The sequence below is a fragment of the Sporosarcina sp. HYO08 genome (assembly GCF_001563475.1).
Classification (GTDB): domain Bacteria; phylum Bacillota; class Bacilli; order Bacillales_A; family Planococcaceae; genus Sporosarcina.
Genome location: NZ_LPUT01000023.1, coordinates 209444 through 225325, shown reverse-complemented (window position 1 = coordinate 225325; position 15882 = coordinate 209444). Strand labels below are relative to the sequence as shown.

Annotated in this window: 10 protein-coding genes and 1 pseudogene; 8 read left to right on the top strand and 3 right to left on the bottom strand. The window is 38.7% G+C overall.

The genetic code is table 11. The features are described from left to right. Window positions 1-19 precede the first annotated feature (19 nt). Both AU377_RS08085 and AU377_RS15750 read left to right on the top strand, forming a co-directional pair. Complete coding sequence (locus AU377_RS08085; RefSeq protein WP_067406706.1) at window positions 20-535, top strand: hypothetical protein; 516 nt, start codon at window positions 20-22, stop codon at window positions 533-535. A gap of 208 nt (window positions 536-743) precedes the next feature. Further along, the gene (locus AU377_RS15750; RefSeq protein ID WP_067406703.1) at window positions 744-5456 is read left to right on the top strand and encodes an S-layer homology domain-containing protein; all 4713 of its coding nucleotides are present in this window, start codon (window positions 744-746) and stop codon (window positions 5454-5456) included. Window positions 5457-5572: 116 nt separating this feature from the next. Here AU377_RS15750 and AU377_RS15745 read toward each other — a convergent pair. After that, a pseudogene (locus AU377_RS15745) lies at window positions 5573-5680 on the bottom strand (LysR family transcriptional regulator); the annotation flags it as partial. 132 nt (window positions 5681-5812) lie between these two features. Between AU377_RS15745 and AU377_RS08075 the strand changes: the two are divergent. From AU377_RS08075 to AU377_RS08060, 4 genes are all read left to right on the top strand, one after another. Next, window positions 5813-6586: a PhzF family phenazine biosynthesis protein gene (locus AU377_RS08075; RefSeq protein WP_067406698.1), complete on the top strand. Its 774-nt coding sequence runs from the start codon at window positions 5813-5815 to the stop codon at window positions 6584-6586. A 305-nt stretch (window positions 6587-6891) separates the two neighbouring features. After that, the gene (locus AU377_RS08070) at window positions 6892-8100 is read left to right on the top strand and encodes a hypothetical protein (RefSeq protein WP_067406696.1); all 1209 of its coding nucleotides are present in this window, start codon (window positions 6892-6894) and stop codon (window positions 8098-8100) included. A gap of 113 nt (window positions 8101-8213) precedes the next feature. Continuing rightward, entirely contained in the window at window positions 8214-9134 is a 921-nt protein-coding gene (locus AU377_RS08065) for a transposase (protein WP_253724426.1), read from the top strand. 221 nt (window positions 9135-9355) lie between these two features. Continuing rightward, entirely contained in the window at window positions 9356-11641 is a 2286-nt protein-coding gene (locus AU377_RS08060; protein ID WP_067406693.1) for an ATP-binding cassette domain-containing protein, read from the top strand. A gap of 458 nt (window positions 11642-12099) precedes the next feature. Here AU377_RS08060 and AU377_RS08055 read toward each other — a convergent pair whose 3' ends face one another. Next, window positions 12100-13236 (bottom strand): competence protein CoiA family protein, encoded by a 1137-nt coding sequence (locus AU377_RS08055; RefSeq protein ID WP_067406691.1) that lies wholly within the window; start codon window positions 13234-13236, stop codon window positions 12100-12102. Window positions 13237-13398: 162 nt separating this feature from the next. On the opposite strand from AU377_RS08055, the gene AU377_RS08050 reads away from it, so the two are divergent. After that, window positions 13399-13617 carry a hypothetical protein gene (locus tag AU377_RS08050; RefSeq protein WP_067406688.1) on the top strand — a complete coding sequence of 73 codons (219 nt, stop codon included), beginning with the start codon at window positions 13399-13401 and terminating at the stop codon, window positions 13615-13617. 258 nt (window positions 13618-13875) lie between these two features. On the opposite strand, the gene AU377_RS08045 is transcribed toward AU377_RS08050, so the two are convergent. Continuing rightward, window positions 13876-14436: an HNH endonuclease gene (locus AU377_RS08045; RefSeq protein ID WP_067406685.1), complete on the bottom strand. Its 561-nt coding sequence runs from the start codon at window positions 14434-14436 to the stop codon at window positions 13876-13878. A gap of 242 nt (window positions 14437-14678) precedes the next feature. Between AU377_RS08045 and AU377_RS08040 the strand changes: the two genes are divergently transcribed. Continuing rightward, on the top strand, window positions 14679-15803 hold the full coding sequence (locus AU377_RS08040; protein WP_067406682.1) for a DUF4145 domain-containing protein: 1125 nt from the start codon (window positions 14679-14681) through the stop codon (window positions 15801-15803). Window positions 15804-15882: the final 79 nt, after the last annotated feature.

The window sequence follows — 15882 nt, the reverse complement described above, 5'->3', positions numbered from 1 at the left end:
AGAAAGGGAGGAATTCAGGATGACAAAGAAAGTAGTAGAAAGTAAACAACAAACATCTATTAACGGGGTAGAGGTGCTTTGGGACAGCTGGCTAAGCAGCTTCAAATCATTGCAAGGTATTCAAAATGATATTGAGAAAAAGTCTCTTGAGGCGTTCCAATACCAAAAAGATCTATTGGAGACGGCACGCAAGTCTCTATTCACAGCAGAGGCAGAATCGAAAAAGCTTGCATGTGAATGGAACGATAAGCTTGAAAATAGTGTGAAAGCAGCTGAGAAAGTTCAAAGCGAATTGTCTTCTAGTTGGTTATCAGCAGTCAAAGAAATTAACGACAAAGCATTGGCGCTTTCCTGGAACCCAAGCCACTCACTATTAGATCTATTATCACAAACACAAAATCAGTTGGAAGCAACTGTAAAAGAAGCTTTGAAACAGCAAGACAAAGGCCGCGACGAAGCGTTGAAACAAATTGAAGATTTAACAGAGCAAGTGAAAGAGACACATAAAGGAATTTTGGAGACTGTGTCTGTATAATAAGGAAGAGACCCGTGCGATTAACAGATTTTCTGTTAATCGCACGGGTTTTTGTTTGGAAAATTGTTTGTTTGTTGAATTTCATTTTCTGGGCCTGAACTTTGCGACACTTCATCTCGGGGCTATTGAAATTAGTACATTTCTCCTGTAATGTCAGATTTGTAGTTATGTCTTTTGAAAAAAATATGCCAAAAGGGGGAAGGGGTAATTGGGAAAAGGGAGCTTTGTATTATTTAAAGTTTTGTGTTGTGTGTTGATTGTATTTTCATTTGTGGCACCAAATTTTGCTGTGGCGGAGGATTTGGATAAATCACATGAAATTGTGATTCATGCTGGATCGGATGATAGGGAGTTGGTATCGGCGGAGGGGGTTATTTTTCCGATGGTAAATGAGAATGAATTTCTTCCAACTATTTATTCTTACGGAGAAATAGAGAATGATAAACAATTGAAATTTAAGTTTCTAAATTCAAGCATTGAAGGTGATAGAAGTTATAAATTGGTACTTTCAATTGGATATTTGGAAAATGGATTATCTAAAAGATTTTTTGAAGAAAGAACCCTAAGTGGAAAGGAACTGTTAGGCTGGTCGGATTCTGCTATTCCGACGGAGCTATTTTCGACTGAATTTAAATTAGAAAATGAAACAATTCCTATTCAAAGTGGACGGTTTTATTTTGAAGATGGGCAGGAATTAAGAAGACATGGTTTTAATATAAATAACAAGATTGAGGCTATTACATCCTCTGAACAACTAAAAATTCCATTTACCATTGAAAATATCATGAATGGAAAAAAGCATTTTTTTATGGATGAAATTATTGTTGGTGAAAATGTGGATTATGATTTGCTTTTGGAAAAAGCATCTGAAATTACGTTCGATGGTAAAGCTGAAAGTATTCGTTTTTTTGGTCGCGGGAATTTTGATTTAACGACGATCGAAAATGAAATAATTATGGTTACGAATGGAAGGTATTATATTGACATTCATACCAATTCACACGTGTGGTCTTCAATTAGTGAAGTAGATATTAACAGAGATCAAAAAATTATTATACCGGCAGAACCCTTGAAAGCCTCTTTTGATTATTTACATTATTATTTAGATGAGAATGTAAATGAGGTAGTTGTGGACTCCAGAATTAAATTATCTTCTGATACCTTTCAATTAAATTCAGTAGAAGATGATGAATTAATTGAATTCACTCTTTTTAAAGATGGGGAGACGATTGCTGATTGGAAAAGTAATCAAACTAATAGTCATCAAAAGTTTAAAGCTAGTGATTTTAAAAATGGAAAATATACACTAAGGGCAACTGTTAAAATCGGTAATAATAGTTTATCTACAGAAAGAGAATTCAATTATCAATGGGGCTCCCAGCTATTGAAAGGTACCGTTATATCGGCTGAATCCTCACCGGGGGAGTTAATACAATCTGGAACTGTCAAGGTATATGAGATAAATAATTTTTATGGTGACCGACAATTGAAATTGGAAATAACTGAACAAATAAAAGAGGTGGAGGGTACTTTTGAGGCTTTCATTCCAGATGCATATATACTTGATGGCGTTGAATATCTTGTGACTGTTGAGGACCCGGAGAATAAGATCATATATGTCAAGAAGATCGTTGGAAAACAAGTGAATAACCTTCGTTTTACCGCTGATCAATTAAGGAATCTTCAAATAGGTACTGGAAATTTAAACACTTTGGATACAAGTTACTATCTATCGAATTCAGTTAGTGATGCGCTATTTTCTGGAGGAACGGAATGGAAAGTAAGTACAGACTCTCCTATTGGAATACATTGGGAAGGTCAAGATGAAAATGCTGCATATTATTGGTATGGTGTTTTCCATCCCAATAAAAACACACTTGTAGATATTGGAAACATGGAGTGGCGAACTATTAAACCTTCCGAGAAGTATAGCGATGCAAAAATATCGTTAGATAGGAAAAAGATGTTTAAAGAGATCAATGTAGCAAAAAATGAAGAACTTAATTGGATTTATTTGGAAGTATTCGATAACGAGATAAAATACTCCGGTTTCACTTATGATGCAGGAGATTGGGATGACAACGGGGTTACTTTCAAAAATATCGTTGGGCATCCGTATTATAATATGTCTACTAATACTATCCATACAGACTTTTATGACATTAATGTTGAATCACCTGGTGCTCAACCGACTTATACGTATCAAATATACAATGAGCTAAACAGGCCGATTGGGGATCCAATAACATCGAATAATATTCGTGAAGTTAGATTGTCAGATAAACTAGAGAGTGGAAGTTACAAAATAAAATTAATCGATACGTCATTGAATAATGAGATTGTAACACTGTCATTAGATTCACCGATTTTTGTGACAGAAAATCAGGAACAATTTGAAAAATTAAAAGTGCCAATAGACTTGGAAACTAAGTATGGGCGAATTGAGCCGACTAGTTACAACTATACCAATGTACAATTATTTAGAAACTATAATCAGAATTGGTATCCGGTAGCTAGACTAGTCTGGGATGATAACGTAGAAAGCTTTGTCTCTAGATATAATGTTTATGTAAATCCCGATGATATGTATAAGATATTGTTTGAAACTAATATCAGTTGGGATACTTGGATCATTGACGAGCTTGAGCTAAGTGGAAAGGAAATCTTAAATCTGGATAACAAAATTCCATTAAAGATATCTGAGGAATTACAGAAACTAACGGTAAACCTTTCGGACATCTATCCCAATAATATAAATATCGTTCGTCTAACTCCAGACGGCTTTAGTTTTCCCGATTCACAACTTTATTTTCATGGCAATAATTATATACAATTGCTTCTGCCACCTGGAAAATACAAAGGATTTGTTCAAGAGCATGAATTGAATTATACAAGTATAATATCACTCCCCGAGATTAATATGGATCAAGACTTGGAAGTAACGTTAGATAAGTCTGATTTAGTCGATGTCTCTATTTCTGATAATCATAAAAAGCTTAATATTTATGGTTTTGAACTTCCCGAGAAAAAAATATCGTCAACCTCATTCTGGAGTAATCCATATTCTTACGTATCGTTAAGTAAAGGAAAATATGAGTATTTAAAATTTAGTTTTGTAACAGAAGAACGATACGACACGCCATGGGGGTATGACGCCACTGTAAAGAATGTAAATCTTGAACAAGATACAAACTTTAGCTTTTCAAATGACATAGAAGGTGAAATTTCAAATGCTAAAATTACATTTGAAGAATATGGTGTGCATACTTTAGATTTTGATTATAAGCTGCATTCTAGTGATTTTGATATTAATGGGATTTATCGAGCGCAGCAGCATTTTGCACCCTTTAGTCTCCTCCAAAATGAAAGTCCTATTCGAGATTATAAAGGACTATTTAATTGGATGAATTCTGTTCTTATAAATTACTCTTTACTCGATGCAGAGGGTGAAATTCTATGGGAACAATCTGATAAAGATTTAGGTTCCAATAAATCATTTTACTTGAATAAAGTTTTGGAAGCTGGGATATATCAATTACAAGTGCATATTCCGACGGGTCCGCGGAAATCTATCACACTGACTAAAGAATTAGCAGTTGATCAATCGCAAACTCCATATGTCCAGATTACTAAACCTGTGGATGGATCTTTTATTAATCAAGAAACGGTCACAGTGTCAGGGAAAGTAAATACTGAATACGTATGGCTAGAATTACACAAGGATAAAAACCTAGTAGATAAGTTTGGATTATATCTAGATAGTAAAGGGCAGTTTTCTCACAGTTTTACTTCGTTATCCGAAGGGGAATACTTGGTTATCGTTGGAAATAGTTATGGACATGAGGACATGGTGGAATTCACGATTGATCTTACCCCCCCTCAAGTAGTTGAGGAAATAGCTGTGAAAAGCGAAAAAGAGGGTATGTTAGTGTCGTGGGATAAAGTGGAGGATGCTGTCGCATACTCGATAGAAGTAAGAGAAGGACAAGCTCCTTTCAAAGTTGTTTTTGATAAAACATCAGAAACGTCTGTTGTATTGTCAAACATTTTGGCGGACAAAGAATACAGCATAAAAATACTCGCATTTGATGAGGCTGGGAATAGTAGTGTTTCAGAAGTTGTCACTTTTACAAAGCCAAAAGATGATGGTAATAAAGGTGGGGGATCTGGTGGTACAGGCGGTTCCGGAGGATCAGGAGGATCAACACCAGGACCAGCTACGCCACCAACAAAAGAGGAACCAGAAGAAGCACCAAAACCAGATGAAGGAAAAGAACCTGTAGAAACCGAGAAGCCGGATAAAGGAGAAGGATCTGAAGAACCTCAGAATCCAGGTAAGGAAGAGCCTGGCAAAGTTTCACCACCAAACTTCTCCGACATCACAAATATCTTCGCGCGAAACGAAATTAACGAGTTGGCTGCGAAAGGAATCATCCAAGGGAAAACGAATAAAAAATTTGCACCGAATGAGCAAATTTCCCGGGCGGAGTTTGCAGTGTTAATAGCGCGTGCGCTAGATTTACCTACGAAAAAGTACGAAGGAATATTCAGTGATGTGAATCAAAGTAAAAAGTGGGCGTATGCAGGAGTTGAAGCGGCATCGCGGGCTGGAATTGTAAATGGAACGAAGGACGGCAAGTTCAATCCGGATGCGCCAATCAGACGTGAAGAAATTGCGGCGATGCTTATGCGTGCGATTGGATATGAGGATCAAACGCTGTTAGAGAGGCTCGATGTATCAGAAAGATTTAAAGATCATGGCATGATAGGGGCTTTTGCGGTTGATGCGGTGTATAATGCCGCAGCGCTTGAAGTCGTTAAAGGGAATGCTGGTCAGTTTAAACCTAAAGATCATGCAACAAGAGCGGAATCCGCGGTAATGCTTCACCGTACATTAATGAAGTTGGAAATTTTGAAGTAATAGATGGTTGTCTCGAATGTCTGTTTCTAGACATTTGGGACAACTTTTATTTTATTCCCATAATCTATGTATTGATTAATGATTAAAAACCCGTGCAACACACAACTATATCCACCGATGGCCATTTTTGCCTCTTCATAGAGTTTAATGGTTTTTTCTGCATATATTCTAAACTCTTTTCGGGCCTCAGTCAGTGCTAGGCGCTTACCTAAACGTTCGAATAATCAGTTTTACTATTTTGTAAATGTAGTCTACGCTATAATTAGTAAACAATCAAAAAGCCACAGTGGACTGATAATAAGTATCGCAGTCATTTCTAGTGCAATATAACTTTAATTTGGAAAGGGAGCTTTGAAATGAAACAATATGTTGTTGATGCTTTTACAGATAAAATTTTTGGCGGGAATCCCGCAGCAGTATGTGTAATGGATGAATGGCTTCCTGACGATTTGATGCTAAAAATCGCTGCTGAAAATAATTTATCAGAAACGGCTTTTACGGTGAAGGAAGGAAATACATATCGACTCAGATGGTTTACACCTGCTGAGGAAATAGATCTTTGTGGTCATGCTACTTTGGCTACAGCTTATGTTATCGCTACCTATTATGAAAAAGAGGTGGAGAGCTTAACGTTTCAGACAAAGAGCGGGAATCTTGTTGTTTCAAAAAAGGGTGATTTATTTGAAATGGACTTTCCATCATATGAATTGAAAAAGGTGGATGTAACAGATGAAATGGAAGAGGCTATTGGTACAAGGCCATTAGAGGCATATATGGGAAGAGATCTACTTTGTATTCTAGCTTCAGAAGATGAGGTTCGTAACTTGAATCCTGACCTGAACAAAGTGAAAAAGCTAGATGGACTATTATTGCAGGTGACAGCTGAAGGAAAAGAGTATGACTGTGTATCCAGAACATTTGGACCGAAAAGCAATATACCCGAAGATCCTGTGTGTGGTAGCGGACACTGTCATATCATCCCGTTTTGGGCAGAGCGATTAAATAAAAGCACTTTTGCTGCCTATCAAGCATCAGCACGCGGGGGAGTACTATACTGTAAATATGAGGGGACACGCACGAAATTAAGCGGGAAGGCTGCATTATATTCAATAGCGGATTTGTATGTTTAACCTAGATTATTCATCAATTTTAAGTGAAAAAGAGACTCCCACCGAAAAGCCGACAAACTAGCTTTTCGGTGGGATTTTATGTTGGCTGGTGAATAATCTAGATACATGTTTTATCCTATGATTTTTTTGTTTGACAATGTCTGGCCTAGATTGCAAATTCGATAAGTCGAGTGGAAATAGGGATAACGGTACGCTCAAATAATTGTGCGATGCATCGAAAAACTAATCCCTTTATTTGATTCTTTAATACGACTCAATGGAATAAGTATGTTGGTATACCTATTTTTCACCATGGAGGGATCTAAGTGACAGAACTCATTTGGCCTGTCATAAATTTGACAGGCATTTCCCCAACATTAAATTCCATGTTTGATCGTTTACAAACTGCTGAAGCAACTCCGCTTTTCAACTATACATCCAACTATGGAATTTCAGCATTAAGGGATGTCATTTCTACCGCAGGAAGTGGGACAGTGACGAATACACAAGGCTTTTATCTCGTATCAACAACCGCTTCTGCAAATGCATCGGCAATTTTGGATACAGCGGAACGAGGTAAGTTATTTCCGGGGAATTCATTTGAGATCGGGATTTCTGTCCGGATGCCAACAGCACCCGTTGGCACTCAAAAAGCGACTTGGGGATATTTTGATGGAACTAACGGTGCTTATTTTGGACAGGACGCGACGGGTGTTTTTATAGCAGTCCTGAACAATGGCGTTGAAACAGCAAAAGTGTATCAATCTTCGTGGAACATAGATCGGCTAAACGGTACGGGACCGAGTAAACTGTCACTAGATACAAAAACGGGAATGATGTATCAAATTCGATATGGGTATGAATACGGAATTCTTGAGTTTCGGATCGTATTTATCAACAATTTAAACTTTCAACAAATCGTCGTCTGCCATCGTCAAACTTTGGGCACAAGCGCAGTTTTACTTTCTGACCCAAACCAAATTATCCGTGCTCGGGTCGAAAATGGGACTTCAGGTGGTGCATTTTCTATTAATGTTCGTGGAAGATATTGTGCAATCCTCGGCCCAACCGTACCAACGAATAGGATCACTTCAGAAGCTCGTTTAAATATGACAGTTGGGGCCGGCACCTTTGTTCCAACCATTAGCTTCCGGCGAAAAGCTATTTTCCCGGATGGTTCCAATCGGAATAACTCGGTAAACGTTCAAATTCACAGCTTCGATATTCTTGCAAGTAATGATCTAAGATGGCAATTAAGATATGGTTCTACACTAACAGGTGCTTCCTTTGGCAATATAAGTGATACCCCCTCATCAGAAACATGCTGTCAATCGGATGTCTCTGCTACTGGAATCAGTACCACGACAGGTATTAAACTAATGAGCGGGTTTGCGAAAGGTGGGCAACACGCCGCACAGCAAAGCTTTCCAGTTGATACGATATTAAATGGAACCTCGCCAGTTACATTAGCGCTTGCGAGTCTATCAGGAAATGCAACTTGTCAGGTGATCTTTCGAGTGCATGAGGATTGGTAGAGGCTAGAAGTTCAGTGTAGAACCTTTGTTCTTTATCGGGGTATTTGCTATACTTTAAATAGAAATTGTCAACTTAGCCAATCATCATTTCTTTGGCAAAAGGACGTGTTTAGATGGTTGTAATGCCATATATGAAGGAAACTCGGGCATCTTATGAAATGGTGACATTCATTCGAGAAGAACAAAGAAACTACGTGAGCCATGATCAATTATTCAAGGAACTCATTAGCCATTTTTTTGAAGAGTTTATGGATGTGTTTTTTCCCGCAGTCCATGCGAATATTGACTTTGAATCGATTTCACCGCTTTCTGAAGAATTGTTTACGGATCTCATTAAAGGCGATAATCGTCGAGTGGATATTGTGATTGAGGCAAGGTTGAAAGAAACAGACACACTTATCGTCGTTCATGTGGAGCCACAAAGTTCGTACCAAAAAGACTTTCACGAGCGCATGTATCTGTATTTTAGTCTGCTCTACAATAAATACAGAAAGCCCATTTTGCCCATTGCGGTCTTTAGTTATGACGAACAGCGTACGGAACAAAATCAATTTACAGTTGGTTTTCCTTTTTTTCATGTGCTTACCTATAACTTTTTGATGCTAGAATTAAAGAAAAAGAATTGGCGGGACTATCTTGAGTCAAATAATCCAGTGGCAGCGGCTTTGCTGGGGAAAATGGGTTATAAGGAAGAGGAAAAAGTGCAAGTGAAATTGGAATTTTTGCGCATGATGCTTAAGATGGAACTCAACCCAGCCCGCGCAAGATTCATCAACGACTTTTTTGAACAATATTTAAAGCTTAACACAGAAGAGGAGGAAGAACTGATGCAAGAAATTAGCCGATTGGATAATGCAGAAGAGTTTATAAAACTGCCGAATTCTTGGGAGGAAAGAGGGATTCGGAAGGGGATCCAGCAAGGCAAGGAAGCAGTCATTATTAAAATGTTGGCGGAAGGTTTTTCAATTGACACGATTGCTAAAGTGACTGAAATGGATAGGAATGAGATTGAGAAGTTGCAAAAAATGAATTAGGTTTCTGCCTGGGTATCCGACTGTATTGAAAAAGTTAGCTTACTAAAATTGTCACGCGATGTACTCCATTGCGGGTGTCAGTGACTGGCACCCAGCGTCTAAAAGGATCGGTTATACCGGTTCTTTTTTCGTATATGGAAAGAAAAATAGGGCGGGAAGGTTACTTAATTCGCTAGTAATTCGCTAGTGACAGTCACTCGGTTCCTAGGGAGGTTGATGAAATGTCGGAAATAAAAGATGAAATCATTCTAAGAGGACTTAAAGAAAATAATTTAAAAAATATAAATTTAAACTTACCAAAAGAAAAAATCATCGTATTCACTGGGGTTTCCGGCTCGGGAAAGAGCTCCGTTGTGTTTGATACATTAGCCACTGAAAGCAGAAGGCAAATGACTTTGAATTACCCTCTCTATGTCAGAAATCAAATGCCGAGATACGAAAGGCCCCACGCCGATCTGATGCAAAACTTAAGCCCGGTTGTAGTAGTAGAACAAAGATCTATCGGAAGCAATTCCCGCTCAACAGTTGGCACCTATATGGATATCGATCCATTGATTAGACTGTTGTTCTCAAGAATAGGCAAGCCATCAATAGATTCTGCCACCGACTTTTCGCGCCAAAGTATCTTTGGCAGATGTCCAGAATGCGGCGGATTTGGGGAGGTCATTCGGCCAGATTTACATAAGATCATTAATGTCAACCAGTCACTTCGAGCGTATGCAGTGAAATTTAAGCCATTATCACCTTCGGGTTGGCAAGGCAGATGGATGATAACCGGCGGATTATTCGATCCAGATTTACCGATCAAAGATTATCCGGAAGAAACACGCGATCTGTTACTCTACGGTCCCCAAGATGGTGAAAAAGTGTATGCGCCATTCCATACAAAAAACGGACCTCAAGCGCACGAATGGGACGGGTTATTACCAAGATTTACGCGCCTTTATATTAATAGGGATATCTCAAAGCTAAAAGAAGTCACCCAAGATGACGTCCTAGCAGTATCAACGCGATGCTTATGCACAACATGCCAAGGTTCGGGTCTCAACCCAAAGGTACTAGCATGTCGAATAAATGGATTAAATATCGCAGCATACGATCAATTAGAATTTACCAAATTACTGGAAGAGCTAACGAACATAAAAGATCCGATGGGAGAGTTGATTGTACAACAAATCATTCCGCATCTCCTGCAACTCGTTGAAATGGGATTGGGCTATTTGAGTCTATCCCGAAAAATGGGCACTTTGTCCGGCGGTGAAGCGCAGAGGGTGAAAATTGCGCGTCATTTAGGAAGCAGCCTAAACAATATTACTTACATTTTCGATGAGCCGAGTGCGGGACTCCATCCAGAAGAAGTCGATCGATTAATCCAAATGATGAAAAGTATAAAAGCCCAACATAATACCGTCATTGTTATCGAGCATGATTTATCATTCATTAAAGCAGCAGATGAAATCATTGAGATGGGACCAGGCGCAGGTGTAAACGGCGGAGAAGTTGTTTACCAAGGAAAATTAGAAGGACTTAGAGACGCTAAAGCTGCAACAAGCCTAGACCATAAGCCAAAAATCAATAGGAATCCAAGGGATATCGAAAGTTATTTTACAATAAAAAGGGCAAATAACAACAACTTGAAAAATATCAGCATCAATATTCCTAGCAATGTCTTCGTCTTTATATGTGGCGTATCCGGTTCGGGTAAAAGTTCTTTACTATTGGAAGCATTCACAGAAAGGTATCCGGAAACGATAATGGTCGGGCAAGGAAGTATCGGAACCTCTAGCCGCTCGACACTCGCCACCTATATGGGAATCATGGATGATGTACGTGCAATCTTTTCAAAAGAAACAGAACAGCCGGCGGGTTTATTCAGCTTTAACTCTTTAGGAGCATGTCCGACCTGCAAAGGAAAAGGGGTCCTGACGCCGGATGTAGCCTTTGCAGATCCGGTGACACTTTCCTGTGAAGCGTGCGGCGGTTCGAGGTATTCGGACGAAGCCCTAGCTTATCGGTATCAAGATAAAAATATAGTAGAGATTTTGGAACTAACGATCGACGAGGCGATGAACTATTTTCAATTGCCCAAAATCATCCAAAGCTTAAATACGTTAAAAGAGGTAGGGCTAGGTTATTTAACGCTTGGACAGACTACGAGTTCTTTAAGTGGGGGAGAAATCCAACGACTTAAACTTGCAAGCCATTTACAAAAAGAAGGACAAATTTACCTGTTGGACGAGCCATCCTTAGGTCTGCATACCAAAGACAATGGAAAACTCTTGGACGTATTTCAAAACCTTGTCAACAAAGGTAACTCTGTGATCATTATCGAACACAATTTGGATTTTATAGCAGCGAGCGACTGGGTGATCGAATTAGGGCCAGGAGGTGGAACTGAAGGCGGAAATATTCTTTTTGAAGGAACGCCAGAGGAAATGTTGGATGTGGAAACTGTGACAGCGAAGTGGTTAAGGGATGGCGTTGAAAATCATTTCATTCATTTTTAGTGAATGTAGAAGGAATAACATCCTAGGCATGAAACATTTTAATTTTTTTATGTCTAGGATATTGTATCACAAAATATCTACTATTATTAAATAAATTCAACCTCCCTAGTGCACATACAAACACACTAGAAGCAACGTAACCAGCCCATAACTTTTATTCATCCCCGCCCCATTATTTAGCATGCGGTGGTGATAGCCACTCGGTTCCTAACGAAGAAGGGAAGAAAGAATATGGCTTGCCTGAAGGGCAATTCAATCGATTAAAAACGATTAAAAGAATTACCTATGATCGAGCAAGCCTGAAAATGTTGGAAAAGAGAGTGCTTTATCGCTTCGGGTGATATCCCTAAAACAATTGAGAGTTTTAAGGGATTTATATGTAGATTCTTACCAAGTACGTCGCCCTTTTGAAGGTTTGAAGGGTGATTATTCAATTTGATAATGCTACTTTAACATTTTTAATTGTTAGCGTAATAGGCTTGTTTTAAAATTTGCATACGTCGTTCTTTTTCTGCCTTTTTGTAAGTGCTATCTTTGAACTTGTCTTGATAAGCTTTGTTCTTTTGTTCAGCTATTTGTTTTTGATTATCTCTGGCTGCTTTCTCTTCCATTGGTTTTTGTTGTAATTTTAGTTCCTTCTCCTGTTGTTCTTGTAAATAAGCTGCTAATGATTCTTTGAATTTTTCTGCATATTTAGTTTGATTTGCCAATTCTAATTCCATATTGGCTAATGTTAATGAATCATTAGTTAGTTTGAAAGCCAGCGCAAATGTGAGTACATAAGGCTGATTGAAGAAATATGCTTTTGTTGGAGCGGTGTTTGGTTGTTCAATTAGATGAAATGCTTCAATTGCAATAGATTCATTGGCTGGAGTTATATATAAGATACTTTTCACGTTTAGCGACGTAGTGGGAATCTTAAGTAGTTGTTGAAGTTGGTTAGCTGGTGCTAATTGTGTTAAGAATTTTTGCCAATGTAAATCTGCTGCTTGTGTAGTTAATGCTTCTTTTTCAGTTTGCCATAACACTAAAGAATGACCATCAGTATCGATAGCTAGATTACTACGCTCGATAAAAAATAAGGGCTCATAACCTAATTGAATATAGTAGTCATAGTGTTTTCGAATATTTTTTGCTTTCGTAACATCTAGTAAGCTAGTTACATTCGTGACAATTGTAATTGCATATTTGCGTTCGTAGATTTTTAAGGATATGTCCGGGACGTATTTTGTGAAATTGGTGTCTAAATAACCACGTGTACAGTTGATATGGGTGTAAACTTTTGATAATACATGAAGTTCATCATACATTAACGCTAAAATTTGTGATTGTCTAGGTGTGTCGTTCTTTTTTAATTGTTCGTATCTACGCGAACGAGCTTCACTTTGTTTAGAGGGCTCACACCCTTCGCCATGTTGGTGTGAAAAATAGTTGCCAAGAATCGGACCACTTCTTACATGTAATTTTGCTTCACAATAAGGACAAATAAAGGTCCCCTTTTTCGCAATTTGTCTGTGGTTTTCTACTTCTGTTTCAGTTAAGTCTTGTGGAATGATATACAACTGTTGATCATTTACATGCAATGCTTCTCTCAATTTCAAACCTCCTATAGAATGGTGTTTATAGTATGTACGAGTAATTATCTAAAAGGTTTCAAAATTTTGCGAATGACGCTTAAGATGGAACTTAATCCAGCCTGAGCAAGATTTATCAACGACTTTTTCGAACAGTATTTGAAACTGAATGAGGGGGAACTCATGCAAGAAATTAGCCAGTTGGATAATACGGAAGAGGTTATAAAATTGCTGAATTCTTGGGAGGAAAGAGGGGTTCGAAAGGAAATCGAACAAGGAATCGTAAAAGGCAAGGAAGCAGTAATCATTAAAATGCTGGCGGAAGGCCTGTCTGTTGAATTAATTGCCAAGGTGACTGAAGCGGAGAAGGATGAGATTGAGAAGTTGCGAGAAATGAATTAAGCTTCACCTAAAGAACTGGTGCTAAATGGGCGATTTATTGAATTGTTGTATACGCATATTTGTATAGCATGTATACAGAAAAACGAGGTTATTTCTGAGGCTGCCCTTTTGCTTTCCGCAGTGTGGGTGGGTTCTTTTTATAGGTTGAATAACTCTGTACGGATGTAGATAGGGGAGCTATCAACATTAGACTTGTGCATCATAAGTTGAAATGGCAGCAGTTTTGCTTAAAAACTGGAATACAAGGAAGGGATCAAATCATCGTCTTTTCGCAACAACAGCCCATTGTTTAATATATGGTCGTTCTAAAAAGTTAGGGTTTTCATTGATGAATCTAAAAAACCAACCTAGTTTTCCATCCCAATTTTCCATTCTTCCTTCCGGATATAACGCCCAATTTAATTCGTCTAAAGTAAAATTAGATTTAGCGCTGTTTCTTTTCATCGAAGTCGTTACTAAATTTTCCTTATTATTTGTACCGCCTAAAGCAACTGGAATGATATGATCGATCGTCGGCAATAAATCCCAATAGGCGGAATGACACTCGTTGTATTTCCAATTGGGATGAAAGGGAAATTCCTTAGGATATATTTCGGACAATATTCTTAATACCGGCGGAAAAAGTAACTTTTCACCGCTATAACGGTCTAAAAAGCCATCCCTCATAAAAACACCCAACATATCAGCTTTTGAGTAATTCCTTTTAATATATTCAATTTTGTTAAAGGGGTAGCTACTTTTAATAAGATTTTCCCCAGCTGGTTGATCCCCCGATTCGATTAAGTCACAAACTTTCGAGATGATATCTGCTTTGTTCATCGAAAAATGCCTCCTTATAATTTTAGCGTTCCCTTATTCTCCGATATATAAATTCTAGGTGAAAAAACTTAAACAACTGACCACTAGAACGTAAATTTCTGAACCTTCCGTGAACTACGGGATGCCATAATATAGGGCATGGGTAGTTAGCCTTTGCCCTATATTATGGCATCCCGCAATTGGCATCAATATGATAACATAATACTATGAAGAGACAATCTTATGGTCGGAGGAAATGTCACATGGACAGTCAATCATATTTCTATCAATTTCTTGAACCGCTATCAAAAGAACTTGCGTATGTTGCACGTGAGCTTGAAAATAGTATATTCACAAGCCCACGCACAATGCTTACACATGCAAGAGTATTTGTTGAAAATATATTGCAGCAAGTCATCAAAGCAGAAAATTTGCCCGTTGAACAATGGACGAACTTGAAAGAACGGCTCGACCTGCTCAATGAAAAAGGCTATTTAACACCGGAAATCCGCGACGCACTGCACCATGTCCGCCAAATAGGTAATCAAGCAGCGCATAATGCACGCATGTTCCGCTACTCCGAAGCGTTGTTATCATGGGAAGCCGTCTATACTATCGTCAAGTGGTACGTCGAAGTGTACGGTCCCGTCGACGTCAAAGTCCCAGAGTATCAAGATCCGTCACCTCGGTCAGAACAGGCTTATGACATTACCGAACTTGAAGTGCGTCTCAAGGCGCTGGAAGAATTGCTCATTGCATCCGTCCAAAAACCAGCCGATCAACCTGTAGTCGATGAAGTGGCGGCGACAGTTGCGAATATACATGCAGAACCCGTAAGTCCAGGCTTTACAACGATCCGCACGCTAACATACAAAGGACAAACACTTGATGTCCCGTACTTTTTGCGTGATGCATTTTTGCTGCCACAACGATTCGCTAAATCTGAAACATTTCTCATTAGACTTGGAGCAGAACAACAGGCGCGCATTATGAGTGAACTGCCAAACAACCTCGAAGGGCTGCACAAGCACGTCAAACGATTCGGCGAAAAGAACGATGAGAATTTATTCGAAGAACTAAAGGTATATATTGAAGAGGAAAAAGTGAGAAGAAAACTTTTATTAGAACGACCGGGAGAACTGTTTTTCTTCTATAAAGCAGATCATATCGTCGTGACGGAAGAACTATCAAAAATCCCATTCACAGCAGACGAATTCACGGGAAGCCCAAGCCTCTTGAGACAACTGAATGAAGACCAAATTCAAACCGTTGGACAATTGCCGAAAGAACTCGTTATTTTGGCAAAGTATGAGAATGTTGGGATTGGGACTGTGGAAAGATTGTTTGAGCAGTTGAAGGGGAAGCAAGAGAACTTTGTTACAGCATAAGGGGTGAATCCATTGATTGGAACAACGTGAATGGTGCAACACACAACTCGGACACTATTCAGATAACGGGGGTTAGTGC